The sequence below is a fragment of the Mycobacterium sp. 852002-51152_SCH6134967 genome, assembly GCF_001667105.1.
Taxonomy (GTDB): domain Bacteria; phylum Actinomycetota; class Actinomycetes; order Mycobacteriales; family Mycobacteriaceae; genus Mycobacterium; species Mycobacterium neumannii_A.
In genome coordinates, this window is sequence record NZ_LZIK01000060.1 from 144,362 (window position 1) to 170,104 (window position 25,743).

The following is a 25,743-nucleotide window of genomic DNA, read 5'->3' on the forward strand; positions in this document are numbered from 1 at the left end:
GGCCACTCTCACTCGTCGAATCCCTCGCCCCAGGTGTGGACGGGTTCGTTGCTGTGCATGCGCTCGCAGTAGTGGCGCAGCATCTCCGCGAGCGCGACGGGCCGCGCCATTCCGCGCTCCTGCAGCGCGCGCACCGTCGCGACCTGCCAGGTGGCGCCGTTGCGGCCGGTCTTGGCGCGTCCCTCGACGACCCCGAGGTACCGGTCGCGCACCTCGGACGCGACCTCCCAGCGGCGCAGGCCCTCGTCGGCCATGGGCAGCAGTTCACGCAGTATCAACTCGTCGGCGGTCACCTCGCCGTAGCCGGGCCAGTACAGCCGGGCATCCATACCGTGCTGGGCGGCGGTGACGAAATTGTGTTGTGCCGCAGCAAAGCTCATCTTCGTCCACAGCGGCCGCTCCTCCTCGGACAGCGCGCGCAGCGTGCCGTAGTAGAAGGCGGCGTTGGCCATCATGTCGACGACGGTCGGCCCTGCGGGCAGCACCCGGTTTTCCACGCGCAGATGCGGGCGGCCGTTCACGACGTCGTAGACCGGCCGGTTCCACCGGTAGATGGTGCCGTTGTGCAGCCGCAGCTCGGAGAGCCTGGGCGTGCGGCCCTCGGCGAGCTCACGGACCGGGTCCTCATCGGACAGCTCGGGCAGCAGCGAGGGGAAGTAGCGCACGTTCTCCTCGAACAGGTCGAAGATCGACGTAATCCAGCGTTCCCCGAACCACACCCGCGGCCGGACGCCTTGGGCCTTGAGTTCGTCGGGCCGGGTGTCGGTGGCCTGGGCGAACAGCTCGATGCGGGTCTCGGCCCACAGTTCGTGGCCGAAGAAGTACGGGGAGTTGGCGCCCAACGCCACCTGCGGACCGGCCAGCACCTGAGCGGCGTTCCAGTTCTGCGCGAAGTCGGCCGGCGACACCTGAAGGTGCAATTGCATGCTTGTGCACGCCGACTCGGGTGCGATGGTGGCGGTCTGCAGGCTCAGCCGCTCCGGCCCGACGATGTCGATCAGGATGTCCTCGCCGCGGGCGGTGAAGATCGAGTCGTTGAGCGCCTGGTACCGCGTCGACTCGCTCATCCACCGGCCCGCGAGATGCTCGGGCAGCAACGTCGGCAGGATCCCGATCATCACGATGTGCGCGTCGTGCCGGTTGGCCTTCGTCTCGGCCGCATTGAGGCTCGCCCGGACCTCGGTCTCCAGGTCGAGCGCGGCGCGCCCGGGCAACCGCCGCGGCGGCACATTGAATTCGATGTTGTAAGCGCCCAATTCGGTCTGATACGCCGGATCGGCGATCGCGCGCAGGACCTCGGCGTTGCTCATCGCGGGCTGATAGGCCGAGTCGACGAGATTGCACTCGATCTCCATCCCGGTCAGCGGCCGCTCGAAGTCGAAGCTCGACTGGGCGAGCATCGTCTCGAAGACGTCGAGGCACTGCTGCACCTTGCGGCGGTACTCCCGGCGGTGCGCGCCGCTGTAGCCGGTGCCCTTCACTTCCTCGCCCACACCGCCATTGTTCGGCATAAACCCGGCCGTGGTGGGTAGGTGAGGCAGATGGACGTCACCGTCACCTTCATCGGCACCGCCACCACGCTGATCTCCGGCGGCCGGCGTCACGGCGATGAGCGCTCGCGCGAAGAGCAGATCACCCTGTTGACCGACCCGAACTTCCTGCACCAGGGGCAGCACGCGTACCTCGGATACGGGCTGCTGTCCAAGCGGCTCAAAGGACCGGCGCTGGACATCGAACAGTTGCCGGCCCTCGACGCGGTGGTGCTGTCGCATATGCACGGCGACCACTGGGACCGGGTGACGCAGAACCGCCTCGACCACGATGTTCCGATCCTGACCACTCCGCACGCCGCCAAACGGCTGACCCATCGCGGGTTCGGCCGGTCGCTGGCACTCGACACCTGGCAGCAGCACACGATCACCAAGGGGACGGTGAGCGCCACCGTCACCTCGCTGCCGGGTCGGCACGCTCCCACGCCGGTCGACCGGTTCCTGCCGCCGGTGATGGGCAGCATGGTCGAGTTCTCCGACGGCGCTGCCCGCCGCAGGCTCTACGTCTCCGGCGATACCCTGTTCGTCGACGAATTACGGGAAATACCAGTGCGATTCGAATCGATCGACGTCGGCGTGCTGCACCTGGGCGGTACCCGGCTGCCGTTCGGCAGGCACCTGCCGTTCGGGCTGACCGTGACGATGGACGGACAACAGGGCGCCGACGTGGTCGAACTGCTGAACCTTCCCAAGATGATCCCGGTGCATTTCGACGACTACGGGGTGTTCGCGTCCCCGCTGTCCGACTTCGTCCACGAGATGAAGCGCCGCGGGCTGTCCGATCGGATCATCGAATTGGAGCGCGGTTCCTCGGTCACGGTTTGATACTTACGCAGTGTCAGCACAATGGCCGGGCGAGCTGGACCAAGGCGGCCTGGAACAGGTCTCGAGGGTCGATCGCGTCGCGTCGCTGACGGGAATCAGGGCGGTCGCCGCACTGCTAGTGATGGCCACCCACGCCGCGTACGGCACCGGCGCCTACAACCGCGGATACGTCGGGCTGATGTTCGCACGTATGGAGATCGGCGTCGCGATCTTCTTCGTGTTGTCGGGATTTCTACTGTTCAACGGATGGGTGCGCTCGGCGGCGACCGGCGCCGCGCCGCCACCGATACGCCGGTACGCCCGAAATCGGGTGCGGCGCATCATGCCGGCCTATGTGGTGACGGTGTTGCTGGCGTTCGCGCTGTACGAGTTCCGGCCCATCGAGCCCAATCCCGGCCACACCTGGCACGGCCTGGTCCGCAACCTCACGCTCACGCAGATCTACAGCCGCGAGTACATCACGGCCTACATGCATCAGGGGTTGACCCAGATGTGGAGTCTCGCGGTCGAAGTGGCGTTCTACGCGGCGCTGCCGGCGCTGGCCTACCTGCTGCTGGTCGTCTTGTGCCGGCGCCAGTGGCGCCCCAGTGTACTGCTGGCCGCGCTGGCGGTGCTGGGTGCGCTGAGCCCGCTGTGGCTGTTGGTCATCCACACAACGGACTGGCTGCCCAACGGCGCGGGGTTGTGGCTTCCGCACTACCTCGTGTGGTTCGTGGGCGGTATGGCCCTCAGCGTGCTGGCGCGCACCGGTTTTCGCTGCTATACCGTGATCGCGCTGCCGCTGGCGGTGGCGGCGTACCTGGTGGTGTCGACACCGATCGCCGGGCGCATCGACGCTCCTGCGCTCGATCTCGGCCAAGACATCGTCAAGGTGATGTTCTACGCGGCGATCGCAACGCTGGTTGTCGCGCCGTTGGCCCTCGGCGACACAGGCTCCTACGCAAGGCTACTCAGCAGCAGGCCGATGGTGTGGCTGGGTGAGATCTCCTACGAGATCTTCCTGCTGCACGTGATCGTGATGGAGATCGCGATGGTGTCGGTGCTGCAGTGGCGGGTGTACACCGGTTCGGTGGTGGTGCTGTTCATCGTGACGCTGATACTGACGATTCCGGTTGCGTGGCTTCTGCATCGGCTCACCCGTCCGCGAACCTGACCTGCAACGATCGACGTTTGACAAGTGAAAAGACGGGTATCACCCTCGGCGTGAGGATGATTGGGTCTCTGCTGGCGCGCCATCCGGGTCTGTACGACGTGCTCGATGCCTTCATCGAGTTCGGCTATCAGCGTTGGCCGTTCGGTCGCAACGGATCCGGGGCGCCGCGTTGAGCCACGACGACCTGGGGGCTCAACAATCCGCCGCGTAGCTCGACCGCGATCGCGGGGTCGGCATACGCGGCCAGTGCCCGCAGCGCCGACGGACTGTAGGAGCGCAGCGAGCTGATCACGCCGTCGTGTACGAACGGCAGCAATGGAACGAACGGCAGCATGGTCGCCAGGCGCACCAGATGCAGAGGCGACGGCGGTCGCGGCAGATCAATGACGACCAACTTGGCTGCCACCCGGGTGCCTTCCGAGATCGCTCGCGCGGCCGCGGCCGGCGGCAGGTGATGAAACGACAGCGCGAAGACCGCGAGGTCGAACGAGGCGTCGGGGGCGTCGATCGCCGTGGCATCCATCTCACGGACGGTCGCGCGGGGGTTCTCCCCGAGGTCGCCGGCGGCCATCGCCGTCACGTTCGCCGCGTCCACGTCGGTGACGGTCAACCGCGCTGAGGGGTGCCAGGCGAGCAGCGTGCGCGACAGCGCGCCGTGACCCGCCCCGAGTTCGAGGATCTTCGGGTCCGCGACGTCCTCGACCTCGGCGAGCGCGATCTCGGCGAACCGCTCGGTGCTGCCGAACCATCCGCCGGTCCACTCGAGCGCGCGGATCACGCTGCGCTTGCGGGCGGCGTCGACCGGCGCGTCGGAGTCGCGGTCCAGATACTCGATCCGATCGGTCTGCAACAGGCGGTCCAGGCAGGACGCGTCGGGACCGCCGCGCGGCATGCGGTCGATCTTGGATGCGCTCAGCGTTCCGGCTTCAATCCCGGCGGGCTTTTCGGCCATGTAGTCCATGATGGACGACGGACCGCAGCAAGAGGGGAGCGCGAGTTGGCCGGAAACGCCGAGTTCATCGCCGCGATCGATCAGGGCACCACGAGTACTCGATGCATGATCTTCGACCACGGCGGCGTCGAGATCGGTCGCCATCAGCTCGAGCACGAACAGATCCTGCCGAAAGCCGGGTGGGTAGAGCACAATCCCGTCGAGATCTGGGAGCGCACCGCGGCCGTCATCATGTCCGCGCTCAACAAGACGAACTTGTCGGCGACCGACCTCGCCGCGCTCGGCATCACGAACCAGCGCGAGACGGCGCTGGTGTGGAACAAGCGGACCGGCAGACCGTATTACAACGCGATCGTGTGGCAGGACACCCGCACCGACCGCATCGCCTCGGCACTGGATCGTGACGGTCGCGGCGACGTGATCCGCGGCAAGGCCGGCCTGCCGCCGGCGACCTACTTCTCGGCAGGCAAGGTCCAATGGATTCTGGAGAACGTCGACGGGGTACGGCGCGACGCCGAGAACGGCGACGCGCTGTTCGGGACTCCGGACTCGTGGCTGTTGTGGAACCTGACCGGAGGGACCCGCGGCGGGGTGCACGTCACCGACGTCACCAACGCCAGCCGCACCATGCTGATGAACTTGGAAACGCTCGACTGGGACGACGAGTTGTTGTCGTTCTTCGACATACCGCGACAGATGCTGCCCGAGATCAAGCCGTCGTCATGCCCGGAGTCCTACGGCATCGCCCGCGACAACGGGCCCCTTGCCGGCCAGGTGCCGCTGACCGGAGCGCTCGGTGACCAGCAGGCGGCCATGGTCGGGCAGGTGTGCCTGAGTGCGGGCGAGGCCAAGAACACCTACGGCACAGGCAATTTCCTTCTTCTCAACACCGGCGAGAAGATCGTCCGGTCGGAGAACGGGCTGTTGACCACGGTGTGCTACCAGTTCGGCGACGCGAAACCCGTTTATGCCCTTGAGGGTTCGATCGCGGTCACCGGTTCGGCTGTGCAGTGGCTGCGTGATCAGCTCGGCATCATCAGCGGCGCGGCGCAGAGCGAGTCTCTGGCGCGCCAGGTTGACGACAACGGGGGCGTCTACTTCGTTCCGGCGTTCTCCGGACTCTTTGCGCCGTACTGGCGTTCGGATGCCCGCGGTGCGATCGTCGGGCTGTCGCGGTACAACACGAACGCACACCTGGCCCGCGCGACACTGGAGGCGATCTGCTACCAGAGCCGTGACGTCGTCGACGCGATGGAAGCCGACTCCGGTGTGCACATGGAGCTTCTCAAGGTCGACGGCGGTATCACCGCCAACGACCTGTGCATGCAGATCCAGGCCGACGTGCTCGGTGTCGACGTCGTCAAGCCCGTCGTCGCCGAGACCACTGCGCTGGGCGCGGCCTATGCCGCCGGCTTGGCGGTGGGGTTCTGGGAGAACGCGGACGACCTGCGGGCCAACTGGCAGGAAGGCAAGCGCTGGACGCCGTCGTGGAGCGACGAGCAGCGCGAATCCGGTTATGCCGGTTGGCAGAAGGCGGTGCAGCGCACGCTGGACTGGGTCGACGTCGATTAGCCGGCCGCGTCGAGGTCGCGTTTGGTTTCGTCGTCGAGTTCGATGCCGGCGACCGCCGTGTTCTCCTCGAGATGGGCCACCGACGACGTGCCGGGGATCAGCAGCACGTTCGGTGCGACGTTCAGCGTCCACGCGAGCACGATCTGGGCCGGTGTGTGCCCGAGCTTTTCGGCCTCCCGCTTGACCGCCGGATGCCCCAGCACCGGGTTGTCGGCGACGAAGCCCGAGCCCAGCGGGAAGAACGGCACGAACGCGATACCGCGCTCGATACACGCGTCGAGCACCGGCTGCGAGCTGCGGTCGATGAGGTTGTAGGCGTTCTGCACACAGACGATCTCGGTGCGGTCCAGCGCGATCCGCAGATGGTCGACGCCGACGCCGCTCAACCCGATGCCGCCGATCAGACCTTCGTCGCGCGCCTTGATCATCGCGGTCAGCTGCCGGTCGAACAGCTCCCGGTCGACCGCCGCCGCCGCGGTGGGGTCGTCGGAATGGATGCGCAGGTTGACCGCCGCCAGTCGGTCGGTATCGAGCGTGCGGAGGTTCTTTTCGATGTCGGCCCGCAGTTCGTCGGGCTGCTGTGCAGGCAGCCACGCACCGACGTCGTCGCGGCGAGCACCCACCTTGCTGACCAGAGCGAGATCGGCGGGGTAAGGATGTAACGCCTCGCGAATCAGTTCATTGGCGACGTCGGGTCCGTAGAACTGCGAGGTATCGATGTGGTTGATGCCGAGCTCGACCACCCGCCGAAGCACGGCCAGCGCCTGCTCGCGATCGCGCGGAGGACCGAAAACACCCGGACCCGGCAGTTGCATCGCGCCGAAGCCGACGCGTCCGACATGGATTGAGCCCAGCGGCAAGGTTTGCATACTCAATCCGTACACCCTGCCCGCCGGGCTTATTCGACGAGGCGGCTCCTCGGATCAGTCGATCTAGCCGATGTGGCGTCGATCTGCCCGATCACCGAACGGGCCCACTCCGCGTGCATCGTGTGCATACGCAGTCCGTAGTCGAGGGCCGCCAGCCCGAAGTCCGGTCCCTCGCCGTCGCCCCAGTCGATCGAGTCGCGCAGCGCTTCGAGCCGCTTGACCTCGGCGTCGGCACGCTCGGCCATCTCCGTCAATTGCGCGCGCGCCTGCTCGCGGGGGATCTCGCCGAGCAGGAAAACCCGCAGAAGGCTCGTACTGCGAAAAGGCGGATCGTCCTGGGGGTTGCTGATCCACCGCCGTAGTTCAGCTCGCCCCGCGTCGGTGATCTGGTACTCCTTGCGCCCCCGCGGGCCGATCGCGGCGACCTCGATCAGCCCGGCATCGGCGAGCTTGTTCAGCTCGCCGTAGAGCTGGCTCTGGGTGGCGGGCCAGACATTGGCCAGCGATTCCTCGAAGAGCTTCAGCAGGTCGTATCCGCTGCCCGGCTTCTCGGCGAGCAGGCCCAGCGCGGCGATTCGCAGACTCACCGCGTAATCGTACATCCACTATTGACAGGTCACTAATGACATGTCAGTGTGGCCCTATCGCAGCACACAAGGAGATCCCATGACCGAGACGACGGAATCGACGCTCTTCGGCGCGGACGAATTCTTCAGGCGCGGCAACTATGCGCCCATCGCAGACGAACTGACCGAGTACGACCTGCCCGTGGAGGGCGCCATCCCGGCCGAACTCGACGGTTGGTATCTGCGCAACGGCCCGAACCCGCGCCAGGCCGCCGCGCACTGGTTCACCGGCGACGGCATGATCCACGGCGTCCGCATCGAGGACGGCCGCGCCAAGTGGTATCGCAACCGCTGGGTGCGCACCGACAGCTTCATCGAGGACTTCGGACTTTACAACGCCGACGGCACCCGCAACCTGCGCTCGAGCGTGGCCAACACCCACGTCGTCAACCACGCGGGCAAAACGCTGGCACTCGTGGAATCGTCGCTGCCCTACGAGATCACCAACGATTTGGAGACGGTCGGGGCATACGATTTCGGCGGCAAGCTGCTGGACTCCATGACCGCTCACCCCAAGATCTGCCCGCGGACCGGCGAACTGCACTTCTTCGGATACGGCAACATCTTTGCGCCGCACGTCACCTACCACCGCGCCGATGCCAACGGCGAACTGACCGTCAACCGGCCGCTCGAGGTGCCCGCCCTGACGATGATGCACGATTTCGCCCTGACCGCTTCTCACGTGGTGTTCATGGATCTGCCGATCGTGTTCGACTTCGACGTCGCGACGAAGGGCAACGATGAGATGCCCTACCGCTGGAACGACGACTACGGCGCCCGCCTTGGTGTGCTGCGCCGCGATGACCCCTTCGGCGAGGTGCGGTGGTTCGACATCGCACCCTGCTACGTCTTCCACGTCGCCAACGCCTACGACGACGGGAATTCGATTGTGCTGCAGGCGGTCCGATATCCCGAGTTGTGGCGTGACACCGATGGTTTCGAAGCCGACGCTGTGCTGTGGACGTGGACGATCGACCTGTCGGCCGGCACCGTCACCGAGCGCCAACTCGACGACCGCCCGGTCGAGTTCCCGCGCATCGACGACCGCCTGGCGACACTGCCCGCGCGCTACACCGTGGTGGTCGGCGACGGTCGTCTGCTGCGCTACGACCTGACCACGGGCGACGCGGTCGAGCACGCATTCGGGACCCCCGGTGCGCCCGGCGGCCCAGGTGAGGCGGTGTTCGTTCCGTCGTCATCGGGTGCCGCCGACGAGAGCAGCGGCTGGTACCTCGGCTATGTATACGATCCTGCGCGCGACGGCAGCGATCTCGTCATCATCGACGCCGCCGAATTCGCCGGTCCGCCGGTCGCGAGAATCGCGCTACCGCAACGTGTTCCCTACGGCTTCCACGGCAACTGGATCACCGGTTGATATCGGGTGGACTCCCTCATCCCGGTGGTGCGAAGCCGCCGGGATTGGGTGGCGCCGAATATCGCTGAGGTGGTGATGAATACCCACCGGGCGACGGTGGGGGTCCCGGCCATTGCGGCGGCGCAGGCGTCACCTGCAAACGCGCCAATTCCCGGCGGTGACGCTCGGCCAGCACCGCGGCGAGCACCATCTGCGGCGGTGTCCCCGGAGGCGGGGGCGGGGAGATCTGCGCGACGACGTCGGCGGTGATGCGGTACGCCATCTGATCGCGCACAGTCGGATGCAATTGCGCTGCGCGGCCGAGGAACTGGCGTGCCAGCTCGGCCTGCTCCGGCTGCAGCCCGGAGAGCTGCAACGACGATGCCCACCACGCCAGCTGCGGCGGCATCGGCGGGGGAGGCGACATCCGTGGTGTGCGCTCACTGATCACAATGGTGCCCGCGAAGATGTCACCGAGCCGCTTCCCTTTGGCCGACAACAGGCTGCTGATCACCGCAGGACCACCGGCCAGCATCCAGATCTCGATCACACCGGACAGCGCGCGGAAGAACGCCTGCCGGAACCGTTCTGGGCCGCCGTCTTCGGACACCACCCGAAGGCCCATCGCCATCTTGCCCAGCGAACGCCCCCGGGTGGCGGTCTCGAAAACGAGCGGATATCCGAGCAGGGCGAGCACGGTGAAGATGATCAGCACTGCCGCCGACAGCGCCGGGTCCAATTGGGTCAGCGTCAGGCTGAAGAGCAGGATGCCGATCAGGTAGAGCAGGAACACCACGGTGATGTCGATCAGCGCGGCGACGGCACGCACGGGGAGCTGGGCGATCTGGACGTCGAGGACCACCGCGTCGCCGGTCACGACGGGTTCCTGCTGCCAGACCATAAGGGTCAACGCTACTAGGATTCACCGCGTGGATGTCGACGCGTTCGTGCTCGCGCACCGTCCGACGTGGGACCGGCTCGAGCACCTGATCAAGCGGCGTCGAGAGCTCACCGGTCCCGAGGTCGACGAGCTGGTCGATCTCTACCAGCGCGTGTCGACGCATCTGTCGATCGTGCGCACCGCGAACGCGGAGCCGGTGATCGTCGGCCGGCTCTCGGGGCTGGTCGCGCAGGCGCGAGCCGCGGTGACGGGCGCGCACGCCCCGCTGTGGCGTGAGTTCGTGCGGTTCTGGACCGTGTCGTTCCCCGTCGTCGCCTATCGGTCGCGGTGGTGGTGGCTCAGTACGGCCTTCGCGTTCTTCGCGTTGGCCGCCATTATCGCGGTGTGGGTTTCGGGCAGCCCGGAGGTGCGGGCCATGATCGGAACGGCCGACGAGATCGATCAGATGGTCAACAACGACTTCGCGGCGTACTACAGCGAGCACCCGGCAGGCTCGTTCGCGCTGCAGGTTTGGGTGAACAACGCGTGGATTGCGTTGCAGTGCCTCGGCTTTGCGATCCTGCTTGGTATTCCGATTCCCTACGTGGTCTTCCAGAACGCCGCCAACCTCGGTGTGGCGGCGGGACTGATGTTCGGCGCGGGCAAGGGTGACATCTTCCTCGGCCTGATCACACCGCACGGGCTGCTCGAACTGACCGCGGTGTTTCTGGCTGCCGGGGCGGGTATGCGGCTGGGCTGGAACGTCATCTCACCGGGTGACCGGCCGCGCGGACAGGTGCTCGCCGAGCAGGGTCGTGCGATCGGCGCGGTGGCGGGCGGGCTGGTGGCGGTCCTGCTGATCTCGGGCCTCATCGAGGCGCTCGTGACGCCGTCGCCGTTGCCGACCGCCGCGCGCATCGCCATCGGTGTGGCCGCCGAGATCGCGTTCCTGGCCTACATCTTCTACTTCGGGCGCAAGGCCGAGCAGGCGGGGGAAACCGGAGACGTCGAGGACGCTCCCGACGTCGTCCCGGTGGGCTAGAGACGGCCGGTGGTCTTGAGGGCCAGGTAGTGGTCGGCCAAGGCGGGCGCCAGCTCCTCGGGTGCGGCGTCGACCACATCGACGCCCCGGCGCCGCAGCCGAGACGCGATGGCACGCCGCTCGTTGCGCGCCCGTTCGGCCGCTGCGGCGTCATAGACCTGCGGGGCGTCGGCGCGGCCTGCGGCAAGCGCCTCGACCCGGGGATCGGCCACTGCGGCGACGAGCACCGCGTGCTTGGCCGTCAGCTGCGGAAGCACATTCATCAGGCCCTCGTCGAGCGCTGACGCGTTGAGGTCGGTGAGCAGCACCACCAGCGCGTGCCTGCGGACGCGGCGCAGCACCGCGGCGGCCATCGCGCCCGCATCGGATTCGATCAGCGCCGGCTCGATCGGGGCCATCGCCGCGACCAGCTGAGCGAGCAGCTCGGTACGCGAAGCGTTGAACACCGCGGCCCTGGTGACCCGGTCGTGGGCCAGGAAGTCGACGTGGTCGCCTGCCCGCGAGGCCAGCGCGGCCAGCAGCAGCGCGGCGTCCATCGACCAGTCCAGCCGTGGCCACCCCGACGGATCGTTCGAGGTCGGATCGATGCCGACGCGGCCCGCCGATGTGCGAGAGGTGTCGAGCACGATCACCACGCGCTGGTCCCGTTCCGGGCGCCACGTTCTGACCACCACGTCGGCGCGGCGAGCGGAGGCCCGCCAGTCGATCGACCTGACGTCGTCGCCGATCACGTATTCGCGCAGCGAGTCGAACTCGGTGCCCTGCCCGCGAATCAGGACCGGTGTATTGCCTTCCAGCTCACGAAGTTTGGCCAGCCGTGAGGGAAGGTGCTTGCGCGACAGAAACGGCGGCAGAATCCGGATCCGCCACGGCACCCGGTGCGAGCTCTGCCGTCCGGCCAGCCCAAGCGGCCCCGTCGCGCGGACGGTGACCAACGACGATTCCTGGTCGCCTCGGCGCACCGGCCGCAGCGTCGTTTCGAATCGAAGTTGTTGACCCGCGGCCAGGTTCACCGGATGGAGACGGGGATGGGCCCGCGCGCTCGGTGGCCACGCGTCGCGCACGACGCCGTTGATGCGCCGGCTGCCGGAGTTATCGGTGTGCAGAACGGCCGTGACGTCTTGGCCAAGCCGGGCGGTGGTGTCGCCGGACCGGGTGAACCGCACGCGGCGGGTGTTGCCCGCCAGGGCGGCATCGAGCCCGATCAGTACGACGAGCGCACCGAGCAGGACGGCGAACGTGGACGCGGGCCGGGGAGAGACCGCGATCGGCAGGACGCACACCAGTGCGACCAGCGCGGAGCGCCCGGTGAGGATCACTAGCGTGGCACCGGTACTGCCGCGAGGGTCCCGTCGAGCACGCCGTCGGGTGTGACGCCCTCCAACTCGGCTTCCGGCCGGAGTTGGATGCGGTGGCGCAAGGTGGAACGGGCCATTGCCTTCACGTCGTCGGGAGTCACGTAGTTGCGTCCCGACAGCCAGGCCCACGACCTTGCCGTCGCCAACAGGGCGGTCGCCCCGCGCGGCGACACTCCCAACTGCAGCGACGGTGAATGCCTTGTCGCGGCGCAGATGTCGACGATGTAGCCGAGCACCTCGTCGGCGACCAGGACTTCGCGCACGGCCGCCCGCCCGGCGGCCAGCTCCGCCACTCCCGCGACGGGCCGCACGTGGGACAGGTCCCGGGGGTCGAAACCGTGCGCGTGCCGGTTCAGGATCGCGACCTCCTGCTCGCGTGTCGGCAGCGGCACGTTGAGCTTGAGCAGGAAGCGGTCCAACTGTGCCTCGGGCAGTTGGTAGGTGCCCTCGTACTCGATCGGATTCTGGGTTGCGGCAACGATGAACGGATCGGGCAGGGGACGGGCTTCGCCCTCCACGCTGACCTGACGTTCCTCCATGGCCTCCAGCAGCGCGGCCTGCGTCTTGGGTGGTGTCCGGTTGATCTCGTCGGCCAGCAGCAGGTTGGTGAACACGGGACCGGACCGGAACTCGAACTCCGCGGTGCGCGCGTCGTAGACCAGTGAGCCGGTGACGTCGCCGGGCATCAGATCGGGCGTGAACTGGAGGCGTTTGAAGTCCAGCTGCAGTGCCGAGGCCAGCGTGCGCACCAGCAGCGTCTTGGCGACGCCGGGCACCCCCTCCAGGAGAACGTGACCGCGGCATAGCAGCGCGATCACCAGTCCGCTGACCACGGCGTCCTGTCCGACGACCGCCTTGGCTATCTCGGCGCGCAGCGCCAGCAATGCGGTTCGCGCGGAATCGTTTCCGCCTGACTGAGTCACGAGCGTGCGACCTGCCTTTCGATGTTGTCGAGTTCGCGTGCGAGGTTGACCAGTTCGTCGTCGCCGCGGGGCGGAGGACCGAACAAGGTGTGTGCGACCGCCTGGGGATGGACACCGCTGTGCGCGGCCACCGCCTGGACCACCGCGGCCGGATCGGGGTTGACGCCAAGGCCGAGGCGGGGCTGCATGCGCTGCAGCGCGGCGGTGCGCAACGCGTCTGCCGCACTGTCGCGGGCACGACGCGAGCGGTAGAGACGGCCCCGCCCCTCCACGGTCTCGGAGGCTCGCACGACCACGGGCAGGCGTTCGGCGACCAGAGGACCGATGCGGCGGCCCTTCCAGAGCGCCAGTAGCACCACCACTGCGACCAGTTGCCACAGGATCCAACCCACGTGTTCGGGTGCGAGGTCGAACAGGCTTGCCGCGCCGTCGGATTCGCCCTCGGTGAACTGCGGCGCATACCAGATCATCCGCGGATTCGTGCCCGTGAGGTTCATCGCGAGCGCCGCGTTGCCCGCCTTGGGCAGGCCGCGGTTCGTCATGAACCCGGTATCGCCGACCAGCGTGATGTCCCGGCCGTCGGCGGTGTAGCGGACCAGCGCGCCTTCGTAACAGCGCGTCAGGTCGATGTCCTCGTCGGCGGCCTCGTAGGCGTCGCTCACGCTGAACTGCACGGCTCCGGCGCGGGTGGCCTCACGAAGGTCGCAGTCAGGGCGTTCGCCGCCGCCGAACGTGGTGGCTCCGCTCAGCGTCACCTCGGGCGCCAGTGCTTCGCGAGTGCGTGAATTGGGTTGCACCAGCAGGCGATCACCCGGTAGCGCCGCAAGACGCTGGAGCACTCCCTCGTCGACGAGGTGATAGGTCTGCACCACGACAAGCAGGGTGTCGGGCCGCGCGGCCGCCTCCACTGCGGCCACGTCGGGCGCTTCGACGACGTCGACCCCGTTTTCGGCCAGCAGCGTCATCAAGGCCCGGGCCCCGTCCGGTCCGGTGGAGTTCGGGTCCATCCATCCCCCGGGACGAGGTGCGGTCAGGTAGGCGCTGAGAACGGCGAATGCGACGATGACGGTCAACCCGAGCACGATCCAGCGCGCTCCGCGCCATCGTGTGCGCAGCGTCGGCTCCACGGCGGTGTCGGTCGTCATCGAATCTCGGCCCACCCGTCAGACGCGGCGGGGGTGACAGTGGTCGAGGCTGCCACCGAAGCCCGCGACCTCACGTGGTCGTCAAGATCGGCGACCAGCCGGTAAGCCTTCTCGGTGCCCGGAATCTCGCCATACGTGACGTCATTGAATGCCGTTGAAGCGGCGACGAGTTCGTCACTCAGATGCGGGAGCTGGCGGCCCGCGTCACGAGCAAGCTCGGTGGCGGTGCGGCCGGGGACCGGGTCGAGCACACCGATCTCCTCCAGCTGTCGGGCGACGGCCCGCAGGCGGTGCCGGATCGCCGCGGCCCAGTCCGCTGCCGTTGCGCACTGTTCGGCGGTCGCCCGATGCTGTGCTGCCGTCATATCGTGCTCGCCGAACAACGCCTCGGTGTGGCCGCGGCCCGTTCGCATGGCCCGGCGCCCGATCCGGATGGCCACGAGAACCCCGATGGACACGAGGATCAGCAGGACCGTGATCGTCACCCAGCCGCCCGGTATCGACGCGCCCTCCGCGGCCAGCCGGTAGATCACATCGTCGATCCATTCACCGAAGCGGTCCGTCAGGGAAGGCTTGGGGTATATCGGCTTTGCGAGCTCGCGCTGCGCCGCATCGTGCGCGGCATCACTGTCGATGTCTATTGTCGGCACGTCAGTTCTGGCGGGTCAGCCACAGATGATCGGTGGAGTCGGACGGGGCGGCGGGACCATAGCCGGCGCCGGTCTGCAGCACCAGGTCGAAGGCCTCCCTGCGGATGCGGGCGTCGGTGTACTGCAGCGCGACCACACCCGCACTGAATGGGGCGGTGATGATCTGGCCGATCGCGCCCCCGACCGACAGCAGGACCAAGGCGAACAGCGCGGCCGTCGTCGTCGTGGCCGCCATCAGGATTATCTGCCCGCCGAGACTGAACGGGAACGCGACAGCCCCGGCGACGAGTTGCGCTACGATCACCGCGAGCAGGCGAATGCCCAACACGCGCCAGAAGTCTCGTTTGATCAAGGCGAATGACCGCTTGACCGCGTCGATGATGCCGAGTCGCTCGAGGACGATGATGACCGGAGTGAATGTCAGCATCGTCCCCAGGTACACCAACGCCGCAATCAGCGCCAGCACCAACGGGATACCGATGAGGACAGCGGCCGCGCCGCCCGCCGCGGCCCCCACTGCGAAGATGAAGCCGACCACCACGGCGATCAACAGCATCGCACCGAGGACCTCCAAAACGGAGAAGCCGACCAGCGCCCAGAGCCGGCCCCGAAGCCGTTGCCACGCTTGCCCGATGGTGATCCCGGAGCCGAACACGGCCCTGCCCACGACGACGGTGAGCAGACCGCTCAGCAGAATCGCGGCCAACCCGGTCGCGACCGATCCGGCGAGGCTCGACAGCATGGTGCTCACCAGCACACCCGCCGACACCTCCTCCTCACCGCTGAGCGTGGGGATCAGTTGCCCGCCGACAGCGAGCGGGCCGACGGACAGAATCAGCGCGATCAGCTGGGTGGCGACCACCACGATGGTCGTCAACCCGAGCGTCGCTTTGGGATTCGCCCGGATGTAAGCGACCGCACCGTTGAAGATGTCCGACAGCGTCAGTGGGCGAAGGGGGATGACACCCGGCTTGAGTGCGGGCGGCCCGTACCCCGGATGGCCATAGCCTGGGCCGTACGCCGGCGGAGGTCCGTAACCCGCCGGGCCGTACCCCGGCGGTGGCGCATAACCGGGCGGCGGATACCCCGGCGGTGGATAACCCGGCGGCGGATACCCCGGTGGCGGATAGCTCGGAGGTGGATAGCCCGGCGGCGGTGGGCCTGCAAAACCGGACCCGCCGGCGTCGGTGCTCATGGCCACTATCCTGTCGAGGACGGTGCGAATTGACAACGTCGTCGGGCGGTCGTGGCGGTCGAGCGCAGCGTAGTTTTGGCTCATGGGCGAACTCAAAGAACGGTTGCGAAGCGACCTGACGGCGGCGATGAAGTCGCAGGACAAGCTGCGCACCGCGACGCTACGGATGCTGCTCGCAGCCATCACCACAGAAGAGGTCGCAGGCAAGGAGTCGCGCGAGCTGACCGACGCCGAGGTGCTCAAGGTGCTGGCCAGAGAGTCCAAGAAACGGGGCGAGTCCGCACAGATCTACACGCAGAACGGGCGCGGTGAACTCGCCGCCAACGAGCATGCCGAAGCGCAGGTCATCGACGAGTACCTGCCGACTCCGTTGACCGAGGCCGAACTGGCCGACGTCGCCGACACCGCGATCGCACAGGTCGCCGAGGAGATCGGTGAGCGGCCCGGCACCAAGCAGATGGGGCTGGTGATGAAGGCCGCGACCGCCATCGCGGCCGGTAAGGCCGACGGTGCACGGCTCTCGGCGGCGGTGAAGGCCAGGCTGTAGCGAGCCGGGCACCCGTTTTCGCGGGGTGGGCCTCGGGTACCCCGCACCCATGACGCGGTTCGGATACACCCTGATGACAGAGCAGAGCGGGCCAAAAGAACTTGTCCGCTACGCGGTTTCGGCCGAACTCGCGGGCTTCGACTTCGAGGTGTCCTCCGACCACTACTTCCCGTGGCTGTCTGCACAGGGACATGCGCCGTACGCGTGGTCGGTGCTGGGCGCGGTCGCCCACGCCACCAAGCGTGTGGAGCTGTTCACCTACGTCACCTGCCCCACGATGCGCTACCACCCGGCGATCGTCGCGCAGAAGGCCGCGACGCTGCAGATCCTCGCCGACGGCCGTTTCACGCTGGGTTTGGGCAGCGGTGAGAACCTCAACGAGCACGTCGTCGGCAAGCGCTGGCCGACGGTGGCGCGCCGCCAGGAGATGCTGCGCGAAGCGATCCAGATCATCCGCGAGCTGTTCACCGGAGACCTCGTCGACTGGAAGGGCGAGTACTTCGAGGTCGACTCCGCACGCCTGTGGGACCTCCCTGAAACCCCCGTCGCGATCGCTACCGCGGTTTCGGGTGAGCGGTCGGTCGAGACGTTCGCGCCGCTGTCGGATCACCTGATCGCCGTCGAACCGAACAAGGATCTCGTCGATGCGTGGCACGAGGCCAGGCGCGCCACCGGCCTGCCCGGTGACGTGCGCGTCGTCGGGCAGATCCCGGTCTGCTGGGACACCGACAAAGACGCCGCGGTGCGCCGGGCGCACGACCAGTTCAGGTGGTTCAGCGGTGGGTGGGCGGTCAACTCCGACCTTCCGACCACCGCCGGCTTCGACGGTGCGACGCAATACGTGCGCCCGGAGGACGTCGCCGAATCCATCCCCTCCGGACCCGATCTCGATGCGATCGTCGAGGCGGTCAGCAAGTACTGGGAAGCCGGCTTCACCGACATCGCGCTCGTGCAGATCGGCGACGAGGGACAAGAGCAGTTCCTCAAGGAAGCCGCAGCGCCGCTGCTGGACAAGCTGCGTTCCGCAGCCAACTAGAAGGGACCGATATGCCGACCGGAAAAGGCATCTACGACGACGACGACGCCGACGAGCGCGACAAGCGCAAGGCGCAGCGCACCGGGCCGAAGGACGAGGGCGGCGACGGCGGCATGGCAACCCGCGAGAACGCCCCGGACGTCGCGGAATCCGGCGGGGAGCCTACGGCCTGATCACTCGGCGTCGCGGCCCTGCCTGCTGCGCTTGTACGCCGAACGCCGGAAGTCGCCGAGCCAGCGCGGGGCCAACTCGACCTCGGGATCGCTGTGCAGGGCCGGGTCGAACGCGATGTCGTCACAGCTTGGGTCGACGTGGCGAAGGGTCAACCGGGCCAGCGGGCGGAACCCGCCCTTGGCCGGCGCCTGGTCGATAGTGAATGCCAGCCCGGACGAGTCGATCTGCTTTTCGACGGCGTCGAGCGACAGTCCCGGCGCGTCGATCCGGGTGGCCAGCCGGGCGCGCACCCACCACAGCGCGTCGTGATACCGCAGCGGCATCAGGCTGGAGAACGTCGCCCCGGACCACGACAGGACGGGGGCCAGGCCGACGCGCGTTCCCGAGAGCGTCGACGCCAACAGCACATCCCACGGACTGCAGGCCCGGAGATCCGGCGGCGGCGGAATCCGAAAAGCCAGACCGGCGACGTCCGGAGCGGCGCCGGGCAGGCCGATACCCTTGGAGACACGTGCGATGACGTCGCAGGAGTTCATCGGAAGCCCTTCACCCTCGGGGGCGATACGTTCGAGGATGCCCTCGGCCATCACCCCTGACGGATGAAACAGCCGCCGGTCCCGAATGGCGGCGCCGAGGCGGATGGGAAGCGAGGCGATATCGGAGGCTTGCACGGTAGAGGTGTGCCCCCGCGGCGTCGCAGCAAAACGAGCACCCACGTTTTAACACGCCCGATACCGGGCATTAATTCCGGGCAATGCTGCATTGCGCAGCAGAGGAACCTGTCGAAAGGCCGTTGTGACAACCGCATACACCGACGTCCGTGGGCCCCTGATCGCGGATGAGGGCGTCTACGCGCCGCAGGAAGATTCGCAGCTGCTCATCGAGGTCATGGACCAAATGGCGCTGGCACGCGGCCGGCACGTGGTCGACTTGTGTACCGGAAGCGGCGTCGTCGCAATCGGGGCCGCTGAACAGGGTGCCGCATCGGTGACCGCCTTCGACATCTGCCAGCGCGCGGTGCGATGTGCGCGGGCAAACGCGGTCGCGTCCGGAGTCGACATCGATGTGCACCTCGGATCATGGGCGCGGGCAGTTGAATTCGGACCGTTCGACCTGGTCGTCTGCAATCCGCCGTATGTACCGCATGATCCGAGCGCCGAATGCGAACCGCTCCCGGCCTACGTCGGACCCCCTCGGGCGTGGGATGCCGGATGCGACGGCCGGCTCGTACTCGACCCGCTGTGCGCGACGGTGCCCGACCTTCTCGACCACGGAGGCAGTCTGCTGCTGGTGCAGTCGGAGTTCGCCGATCCGCGGCAGACGCTCGGTGCACTTGCCTGCGCCGGTCTCGACGCGGAAATCGTTGCACGGCAGTGGATTCCATTCGGACCGGTGCTGTCGTCGCGGGCATTGTGGCTCGAGGAGTGCGGCCGCCTCGAACCGGGACGCCGCGAAGAGGAACTGCTGGTGATCCGGGCGGACAAGCCATGAGCGATGCCGAACCGCGCACCGTGCGGGTGGTGCCGAACGGCCCGCTGATGGTGCAGGGGCCGGTGCGCATCGAGATGCCCGACGGCCAGGTCGTGGAATCGGACCGGTTCATGGTCGCGGTGTGCACGTGCCGGCGCAGCAAGGACTATCCGTTGTGCGACACCAGTCACCGGCGTCGCAAGCGCGCCGACATGTCTACTAAGGGCGACGTGCCCGACGACAAAGTCGCGTCAGCTCAGCGGCCGGCGTAGCGACGAGCGGTTCTCGGTCCAGCAGTTCATCAGGTGCGTGGCCAGGCGGCCCTCGACCACGTCCAACGCCCGCATGCCGAACACGACGTCGCGGTCCAGATGCGGCTCCTTAGCGACGAGATCGCCGACGACATCGGTGCGGACCACCTGCTCGTGGACGGCATCGGCCACCACATGTTCGTGGTAGAACGCCACGCAGGCGTCGGGAGCGCCCATGCGGCGCAACGCTTCCACCAGCCGCCGTGAGCCGGGCGACGAGGTGATCTCCGTCGACGCGAAATGCCCGATCGACGCGCCGCGCAGTTCGCGGTGCAACCCGAACAAAGACATCAGGTTCACCGATGCCAGTGCGTCGGCGGAGACGTGGTCGAGGTAGCCGAGGTACGACGAGTCGAGGCCCGCGGCGTCCAGCAACTGCGCGTACAGGTGCTGATGCACGTGTTCGCCACGGCCACCGCCGAACTCGTCGAACTCGACTGCGACGAACGCCGCCTTGGAGTGTCCGGTAAGGCGAGGGATGGTCCAGGCGTGCGGGTCGCCCTCTTTGAGGTGATACACCGAGCGGTGCACGAAGTATTCGAGCATCTGCTCCCAGGTGCCCTTGTCGCGCAGGAAGTATGACGGACCCTCGCCGTCCACCGGTTCGATCGCCAGCTTGTCCATCTCGGCTTCCGCGGTCTCGCCTTCGGCGATGTCGCCGACGTCCTGGCGCACCGCGTCCAGGAACGCCTCCTCGAACCGGCCGCGCAGGTGCAGCAGCGCGGGGTTCCACTCCCAGCGCGGGCTCACGTCGGCGAAGCCGCGGTAGTGCAGCTCGTAGCAGATGTAGAGCGCGAGTTGGAGATCGAGGCCATACGGATCCGCGTCGAACATCGGCACGTCGATCGGACGCAGCGGCAACGACGGACGGCCGCGCTGCAGGAGATCGATGACGGCTGCAGACAGTGGCCCGGCGGCCTTCGGCAGGGCAGGTTCGACCCGCGTCGACGGTAAAGTCACGCCCTTCTCAATACCCTCATCCGCACCGGTCAAACGCATGTTCGGTATCAGTCGTTCGGCTCACAGCGAATCTGAAGCCGACACTTTCGCAGTCGGGGTGGCGGGATTCGAACCCACGACCTCTTCGTCCCGAACGAAGCGCGCTACCAAGCTGCGCCACACCCCGCGTGAAGCCACGACAGCGTATCGCACCAGCGGGTCGCCTAGCCAAACGCCTTCGGGCGTGCGGGCCTTCCCGTTCGCGAGAGCTACACCAGGGCTGCGATCCGCCACCGGATCGCGACCCTGGTGTACGCCTCGCGACGGCATAAGTGCTCGGCCGAAGTCGTGATTTGCGACACGCCGCGGGAAGCAACGAGTTGTCGGTGGCGTTGTTCATCATGTAACCAAACGACGAAGCGAGGACAAGATGACTGGCTTAGGCGCATCCATCTACCTGGGGTTCTTCGTTCTCGCCGCGGTGTGGCTTTTCCTCACCTCCGACGGCCCGCTGATCGGCGGTGACGACGATCAGGGCCAGCGCCCCGAGCGTTCGAACTCGGCCAATACCGACGCGAACTCCGAGGGGTCCAACCCCTGGCTGGTCAGCCACTCGTCGCAGAAGTAGGTCTCCGCGTAGCGGTCACCGCTGTCGGCGAGCAGTGTCACCACTGATCCGCTGCGACCCTCGTTCCTCATCTCGGCCAACAGGCCGAACGCCCCCCACAGGTTCGTCCCCGTCGACGGTCCCACCCGCCGGCCCAGCACCGCGCTGGCGTGCCGGGCCGCGGCGACCGACGCGGCGTCCGGTACGACGACCATTCGGTCGACCACGCCAGGCAGAAACGACGGCTCCACCCGCGGTCGGCCGATCCCCTCGATGCGCGACGACATACCGGTGACGACGTCACCGCGGCCCTGCTCGTATGACGGGAAGAAGGCCGAGTTCTCCGGGTCGACCACGCAGAGCCGGGTGGCGTAGCGCCGGTAGCGGATGTAGCGGCCGATGGTGGCGCTTGTCCCGCCGGTGCCCGCGCCGACCACGATCCAGTCGGGCACGGGGTGCGCTTCGTCGCGCATCTGCTCGAAGATCGACTCGGCGATGTTGTTGTTGCCGCGCCAGTCGGTGGCCCGCTCGGCGTTGGTGAACTGATCGATGTAGTGTCCGCCGGTGGCTACGGCGAGCCGTTCGGCCTCGGCGTATACCTGACTGGACTCGGCGACGAAATGGCAACGGCCGCCCTGAGCTTCGATCAACGCGATCTTGCTGGTGCTCGTCGACGACGGCATCACGGCGATGAACGGCAGGCCGAGTAGCGCCGCGAAGTAAGCCTCGGACACCGCCGTCGACCCCGACGACGCCTCGATGATCGTGGTGTTCTCCTCGATCCACCCGTTGCACAGCGCGTAGAGGAACAGTGACCGCGCCAGCCGGTGTTTGAGGCTGCCGGTGATGTGGGTCGTCTCATCCTTCAGGTACAGCTGCAGATCGCAGCCGTCACACCAGGCCGACGGCAACGGATAGCGCAACAGGTGGGTGTCTGCGCTTCGGCGTGCATCGGCCTCGATCAACCGGACGGCGTCGTCGACCCACGCGCGTGGGCTACTCCGGCTTGCGGTGAGGGCCTTGTCGGTCACCGCACCGCGACGCTCGGATGGGACGTGCCCGCCCGAGCGTCCGCGTCCTGACCGCCGATCGGGGCAGCGACCAGTGTCAGCAGCGTGGCCTCGGGACGGCAGCAGAACCGCAGCGGCGCGTACGGCGAGGTGCCGATGCCCGCCGAGACGTGCAGTTGGGTGCGCGCACCCCAGCGCGACGGGCCCTTGACCCGCGACCGGTCCAGGCCGCAGTTCGTGACGAGGGCGCCGTAGAACGGCAAGCACAACTGGCCGCCGTGGGTGTGGCCCGCCATCACCAGCTGATAGCCGTCGGCGGCGAACCGGTCGAGGACCCGTGGCTCCGGCGAATGGGTCAGGCCCAGGGTGAGGTTCGCGGCGGGACTGGCCGGACCGGCGACGGTCTCGTAGCGGTCCCGCGACAGATGCGGGTCGTCGACGCCTGCGGCCGCGATCAACTGGCCGCGCACCTCCAACTCGCGGCGGGTGTGGGTCAGGTCCAGCCAGCCACGCTCGGTGAATGCCGCCCGCAGGTCCTGCCACGGCAGGGGTTCGCCGTGGACGCGATGGCCGGGCCGGGTGAGGTAGTTCAGCGGGTTCTTCGGCGTCGGCCCGAAATAGTCGTTGCTGCCGAACACGAACAGGCCCGGGACCGACAGCAACTCCGACAGCGACTGCACCACGGCGGGCACGGCCTTGGGGTGGGCGAGGTTGTCGCCGGTATTGATCACGAGATCGGGTTCCAAGGCGACCAGCTCGCGCAGCCAGGCCTGCTTGCGCCGCTGTCCGGGACGCATGTGGATGTCGCTGATGTGCAGCACCTTCAACGGTGAGGACCCGGGTGCCAGCACCGGCATCGTCACTTCTCGCACCACAAAGGCGTTGCGCTCGATCACCGCTGCGTAGCCGATGCCGGCGACCAGCGCGCCTGCGGACGCTGCGGCGGAGTTCTTCAGGATCGTCGTCGAACGGGCGGACATGCTGCAGAGCCTACTGCCAGTGGACCCGACGAAGCGCTCTCGACCGCTCGGGCGTGGGCAATTGCACGTCGATCACGGTGGAGGCGGTGGCGCAGGCGGAGGGGGCCCGAGTATCGGCACGGTGATCGGCGGTAGGCCGGGAATCTCGACCACCGTCTGGCCGACCGGCGCCGGTAGGCCGGGTATCGCGCCGGGCGGAGGCGGCGGCGGAGCCGGCGGAATGCCGTTGGAGACCTGGATCGTGATGATCGACCCCGGCACCGTCTGACCGCCCGGGGTCGTGCCGACCACGGAGCCGCGCGGCGCATTGCTGTTCACCGAGGACGCCTGGTCGGCGACCTGGAAGCCGGAGTCACGCAACCGCTGTCGGGCCGCGCTCTCGGTCAGGCCGGAAACGCTGGGCACCCGCGAGCCCGGGCCGCCCTCGACGTACCGAGGATCGGTCGGGGGCAGTCGGACCTCGCCGAAGTTGTTGGCGATCGGTTTCATCGCGGCGAACCACGTCCTGGCCGGTTCGTTACCGCCGTACAGGTTGCCGTACCCGCACTTTCGCAGCGGGAACGAGCACAGTTCACCGGGTGCGGTGGAGTCGTCGTAGATGTAGTTCCCGGCGGCGAGTGTGTTGGTGAAGCCGAGGAAGGCCGACGAGCGGTGGGCCTCGGTGGTGCCGGTCTTACCCGACATCGGCAGGTCCCATCCGACCGAACCGGCCGCTCCCGCGGCGGTGCCCGCCCCCTCGTCGTCCTTGCTCATGGCGTTGGCCAGCGTGTTCGCCAGGCCCTCGGGCACCGCCTGCTCGCAGGTCTCTGTGGTGACCGAGACCTCCTCGCCGTTCCGGTCGATGACCTGGGCGATCGGATTCGGCGGGCACCACACGCCGCCGGAGGCCAGCGTCGCTCCGACGTTGGAGAACTCGAGCGCGTTGATCTCGATCGGTCCCAGCACGAACGAGCCGAGGTTCTGCCGCTTGATGAAGTCGGCCAGGCTCTCGTTGCTGTCCGGGTCGTAGTCGCGCGCGGTACCCGGCAGCGCGTAGGAGCGCAGTCCCAGCCGGACCGCCATGTCCACGCTGCGCTGCACGCCGACCTGCGAGATCAGCTTGGCGAAGGCCGTGTTGGGCGAGGTGGCCAACGCGTCGGTGATGTTCATGGTGCCGCGGTAACCGCCCGCGTTCTTCACACACCACGTCGCGGCCGGGCAACCCGGGGTGTCGCTGCTGCCCAGGCCCTTGGCCTGAAACTGTGCGGGCACGTCGAGTTGGGCGTTGATGCCCATCCCCATCTCCAAGGCCGCCGCAGTGGTGAACAGCTTGAACGTCGACCCGGCACCGTCGCCCACCAGGGAGAACGGCTGCGGCTGCATGGTCTCACCGGCATCGAGGTTGAGCCCGTAGGTGCGGCTGCTGGCCATCGCCAGCACGGGATGCGATTCCTTGCCCGGCTTGATCACGCTCATCACGCTGGCCACACCGTCGAGGTCAGGGGCGGCGAACTGGTTGACCGCCGCCTTCACCGGACCCTGGACGTCGGGGTCGAGGGTGGTCCTGATCAGGTATCCGCCCCTGGCGACCTGTTCCTTGCTGATGCCTGCGCGCGCCAGGTATTCGAGCACGTAGTCGCAGAAGAACGCGCGGTCGCCGGCGGCGATACAGCCGCGCGGCAGTTCCTTGGGCTGCGGCAAGACACCCAGCGGCTCCTCCTTGGCCGCCCGCAACGCCTCTGCTTCCTCGGGGATGTTCTGGATCATGGTGTCCAACACCAGGTTTCGCCGCGCCAGCGCACCCTCGGGGTTGGTGTAGGGGTTCAGCGTGCTGGTCGACTGGACCATGCCCGCCAGCAGAGCGGCCTGCTGCCAGTTCAACTCCGACGCGTTGACCCCGAAGTACGTCTGCGCGGCGTCCTGCACACCGAAGGCGCCGTTGCCGAACGACACCAGGTTCAGATAGCGGGTCAGGATCTCGGGTTTGGTGAACGTCTTGTCCAGCGTCAGCGCCATCCGGATCTCGCGCAGCTTGCGGGCCGGCGTGGTCTCGATGGCGGCGCGCTTCTCGGCGTCGGTCTGGGCGACGACCAGCAGTTGATAGTTCTTGACGTACTGCTGCTCGATCGTCGAACCGCCGCGCGTGTCCAGATTGCCCGACAGGTAACCGGACAGGCCGGTGAGCGTGCCCTGCCAGTCGACGCCGTTGTGTTCGGCGAACCGTTTGTCCTCGATCGAGACGATCGCCAGCTTCATCGTGTTGGCGATCTGGTCGGTGGGCACCTCGAAGCGGCGCTGATTGTAGAGCCAGGCGATCACGTTGCCCTTGGCGTCGACCATCGTCGACACCTGCGGCACCTCACCCTCGACGAGTTGGGCCGAGCCGTTGGCAACCACATCGGAGGCCCGATTGGACACCAGGCCGAAGCCACCGACGATCGGAAACATCAACGCCGCGGTGACCACGCTGGCCAGCAGAACGCACCAGGCGAGCTTGATCACCGTCACCGTCCGCGGAGGCGGGGTCGGCGGTGGACTGTCCGGCATGACCTACAGACTAACGACGTCGCAAAACGTGGGCTCGCCACGGGCGATC

The 25,743-nt window shown here is 67.5% G+C and carries 25 protein-coding genes and 1 tRNA gene; 10 read left to right on the forward strand and 16 right to left on the reverse strand.

The features are described 5' to 3' along the window. Positions 1 to 8: 8 nt before the first annotated feature. Positions 9 to 1,493, reverse strand: a complete 1,485-nt coding sequence (locus A5790_RS17660) for a glutamate--cysteine ligase (RefSeq protein ID WP_066847215.1) — start codon at positions 1,491 to 1,493, stop codon at positions 9 to 11. 48 nt (positions 1,494 to 1,541) lie between these two features. Between A5790_RS17660 and A5790_RS17665 the strand changes: the two genes are divergently transcribed. Both A5790_RS17665 and A5790_RS17670 read left to right on the forward strand, forming a co-directional pair. Further along, positions 1,542 to 2,375 (forward strand): MBL fold metallo-hydrolase, encoded by an 834-nt coding sequence (locus A5790_RS17665; protein ID WP_066846959.1) that lies wholly within the window; start codon positions 1,542 to 1,544, stop codon positions 2,373 to 2,375. A 10-nt stretch (positions 2,376 to 2,385) separates the two neighbouring features. Further along, positions 2,386 to 3,528: an acyltransferase gene (locus A5790_RS17670; RefSeq protein WP_066846962.1), complete on the forward strand. Its 1,143-nt coding sequence runs from the start codon at positions 2,386 to 2,388 to the stop codon at positions 3,526 to 3,528. Positions 3,529 to 3,655: 127 nt separating this feature from the next. Here the strand turns inward: A5790_RS17670 and A5790_RS17675 are convergent, their stop codons facing one another. After that, entirely contained in the window at positions 3,656 to 4,489 is an 834-nt protein-coding gene (locus A5790_RS17675) for a class I SAM-dependent methyltransferase (RefSeq protein ID WP_369829791.1), read from the reverse strand. 36 nt (positions 4,490 to 4,525) lie between these two features. Here A5790_RS17675 and glpK point away from each other — a divergent pair, with 36 nt between their 5' ends. Continuing rightward, on the forward strand, positions 4,526 to 6,052 hold the full coding sequence (glpK, locus tag A5790_RS17680; RefSeq protein ID WP_082961769.1) for a glycerol kinase GlpK: 1,527 nt from the start codon (positions 4,526 to 4,528) through the stop codon (positions 6,050 to 6,052). Here the strand turns inward: glpK and A5790_RS17685 are convergent. Together A5790_RS17685 and A5790_RS17690 are read right to left on the reverse strand one after the other, a co-directional pair. Continuing rightward, positions 6,049 to 6,921, reverse strand: coding sequence for an oxidoreductase (locus tag A5790_RS17685; RefSeq protein WP_066846965.1), 873 nt, complete (start codon positions 6,919 to 6,921; stop codon positions 6,049 to 6,051). The two genes, glpK and A5790_RS17685, sit on opposite strands and share 4 nt — an antisense overlap. Before the next feature lie 29 nt (positions 6,922 to 6,950). Then, on the reverse strand, positions 6,951 to 7,508 hold the full coding sequence (locus A5790_RS17690; protein ID WP_082961774.1) for a PadR family transcriptional regulator: 558 nt from the start codon (positions 7,506 to 7,508) through the stop codon (positions 6,951 to 6,953). A gap of 79 nt (positions 7,509 to 7,587) precedes the next feature. Here A5790_RS17690 and A5790_RS17695 point away from each other — a divergent pair, with 79 nt between their 5' ends. Then, entirely contained in the window at positions 7,588 to 8,922 is a 1,335-nt protein-coding gene (locus tag A5790_RS17695) for a carotenoid oxygenase family protein (protein ID WP_066846969.1), read from the forward strand. Positions 8,923 to 8,938: 16 nt separating this feature from the next. Here the strand turns inward: A5790_RS17695 and A5790_RS17700 are convergent, their stop codons facing one another. Continuing rightward, positions 8,939 to 9,802 (reverse strand): RDD family protein, encoded by an 864-nt coding sequence (locus A5790_RS17700; protein WP_066846971.1) that lies wholly within the window; start codon positions 9,800 to 9,802, stop codon positions 8,939 to 8,941. A 28-nt stretch (positions 9,803 to 9,830) separates the two neighbouring features. Between A5790_RS17700 and A5790_RS17705 the strand changes: the two genes are divergently transcribed. After that, entirely contained in the window at positions 9,831 to 10,823 is a 993-nt protein-coding gene (locus A5790_RS17705) for a stage II sporulation protein M (RefSeq protein ID WP_066846973.1), read from the forward strand. Here the strand turns inward: A5790_RS17705 and A5790_RS17710 are convergent. From A5790_RS17710 to A5790_RS17730, 5 genes are read right to left on the reverse strand one after another with little or no spacing between them, the layout of a single operon-like run. Continuing rightward, a complete protein-coding gene (locus A5790_RS17710) occupies positions 10,820 to 12,142 on the reverse strand; it encodes a DUF58 domain-containing protein (RefSeq protein ID WP_066846975.1) in 1,323 nt (440 codons plus the stop codon). The genes A5790_RS17705 and A5790_RS17710 overlap by 4 nt on opposite strands. After that, positions 12,142 to 13,104: a MoxR family ATPase gene (locus A5790_RS17715; protein WP_066846976.1), complete on the reverse strand. Its 963-nt coding sequence runs from the start codon at positions 13,102 to 13,104 to the stop codon at positions 12,142 to 12,144. The genes A5790_RS17710 and A5790_RS17715 overlap by 1 nt, the downstream gene beginning before the upstream one ends. After that, on the reverse strand, positions 13,101 to 14,249 hold the full coding sequence (locus A5790_RS17720; protein ID WP_066846977.1) for a DUF4350 domain-containing protein: 1,149 nt from the start codon (positions 14,247 to 14,249) through the stop codon (positions 13,101 to 13,103). Before A5790_RS17720 ends, A5790_RS17715 begins: the two co-directional genes overlap by 4 nt. Next, positions 14,246 to 14,899: a DUF4129 domain-containing protein gene (locus A5790_RS17725; RefSeq protein WP_066846980.1), complete on the reverse strand. Its 654-nt coding sequence runs from the start codon at positions 14,897 to 14,899 to the stop codon at positions 14,246 to 14,248. The genes A5790_RS17720 and A5790_RS17725 overlap by 4 nt, the downstream gene beginning before the upstream one ends. Before the next feature lies 1 nt (position 14,900). After that, positions 14,901 to 16,094, reverse strand: coding sequence for a glycerophosphoryl diester phosphodiesterase membrane domain-containing protein (locus A5790_RS17730; RefSeq protein WP_066847223.1), 1,194 nt, complete (start codon positions 16,092 to 16,094; stop codon positions 14,901 to 14,903). A gap of 82 nt (positions 16,095 to 16,176) precedes the next feature. Between A5790_RS17730 and A5790_RS17735 the strand changes: the two genes are divergently transcribed. Genes A5790_RS17735 through A5790_RS26030 form a run of 3 tightly spaced genes read left to right on the forward strand, consistent with a single transcriptional unit; the run spans position 16,177 to position 17,850 of the window. Continuing rightward, on the forward strand, positions 16,177 to 16,641 hold the full coding sequence (locus A5790_RS17735; protein ID WP_064399344.1) for a GatB/YqeY domain-containing protein: 465 nt from the start codon (positions 16,177 to 16,179) through the stop codon (positions 16,639 to 16,641). A 49-nt stretch (positions 16,642 to 16,690) separates the two neighbouring features. Beyond that, positions 16,691 to 17,677, forward strand: a complete 987-nt coding sequence (locus tag A5790_RS17740) for an LLM class F420-dependent oxidoreductase (protein WP_066846982.1) — start codon at positions 16,691 to 16,693, stop codon at positions 17,675 to 17,677. A gap of 11 nt (positions 17,678 to 17,688) precedes the next feature. After that, positions 17,689 to 17,850 (forward strand): hypothetical protein, encoded by a 162-nt coding sequence (locus A5790_RS26030; RefSeq protein WP_164674022.1) that lies wholly within the window; start codon positions 17,689 to 17,691, stop codon positions 17,848 to 17,850. Here A5790_RS26030 and A5790_RS17745 read toward each other — a convergent pair whose 3' ends face one another. Next, positions 17,851 to 18,522, reverse strand: a complete 672-nt coding sequence (locus tag A5790_RS17745) for a phosphodiesterase (RefSeq protein ID WP_066846992.1) — start codon at positions 18,520 to 18,522, stop codon at positions 17,851 to 17,853. 124 nt (positions 18,523 to 18,646) lie between these two features. On the opposite strand from A5790_RS17745, the gene A5790_RS17750 reads away from it, so the two are divergent. Together A5790_RS17750 and A5790_RS17755 are read left to right on the forward strand one after the other, a co-directional pair. Further along, entirely contained in the window at positions 18,647 to 19,342 is a 696-nt protein-coding gene (locus A5790_RS17750; protein ID WP_066846995.1) for a HemK2/MTQ2 family protein methyltransferase, read from the forward strand. After that, the gene (locus A5790_RS17755) at positions 19,339 to 19,593 is read left to right on the forward strand and encodes a CDGSH iron-sulfur domain-containing protein (RefSeq protein WP_066847005.1); all 255 of its coding nucleotides are present in this window, start codon (positions 19,339 to 19,341) and stop codon (positions 19,591 to 19,593) included. Before A5790_RS17750 ends, A5790_RS17755 begins: the two co-directional genes overlap by 4 nt. Here the strand turns inward: A5790_RS17755 and A5790_RS17760 are convergent. The 5 genes from A5790_RS17760 to ponA2 form a co-directional block, all read right to left on the reverse strand. Then, on the reverse strand, positions 19,573 to 20,592 hold the full coding sequence (locus A5790_RS17760) for an iron-containing redox enzyme family protein (protein ID WP_197696822.1): 1,020 nt from the start codon (positions 20,590 to 20,592) through the stop codon (positions 19,573 to 19,575). The two genes, A5790_RS17755 and A5790_RS17760, sit on opposite strands and share 21 nt — an antisense overlap. Positions 20,593 to 20,684: 92 nt before the next feature. Further along, positions 20,685 to 20,758: transfer RNA gene (locus A5790_RS17765), tRNA-Pro, on the reverse strand. A gap of 344 nt (positions 20,759 to 21,102) precedes the next feature. Then, positions 21,103 to 22,209, reverse strand: a complete 1,107-nt coding sequence (locus A5790_RS17770) for a PLP-dependent cysteine synthase family protein (protein WP_066847010.1) — start codon at positions 22,207 to 22,209, stop codon at positions 21,103 to 21,105. Continuing rightward, positions 22,206 to 23,168 (reverse strand): metallophosphoesterase, encoded by a 963-nt coding sequence (locus A5790_RS17775; protein WP_066847013.1) that lies wholly within the window; start codon positions 23,166 to 23,168, stop codon positions 22,206 to 22,208. Before A5790_RS17775 ends, A5790_RS17770 begins: the two co-directional genes overlap by 4 nt. 72 nt (positions 23,169 to 23,240) lie before the next feature. Next, the gene (gene ponA2 / locus A5790_RS17780) at positions 23,241 to 25,694 is read right to left on the reverse strand and encodes a transglycosylase/D,D-transpeptidase PonA2 (protein WP_066847017.1); all 2,454 of its coding nucleotides are present in this window, start codon (positions 25,692 to 25,694) and stop codon (positions 23,241 to 23,243) included. Positions 25,695 to 25,743: the final 49 nt, after the last annotated feature.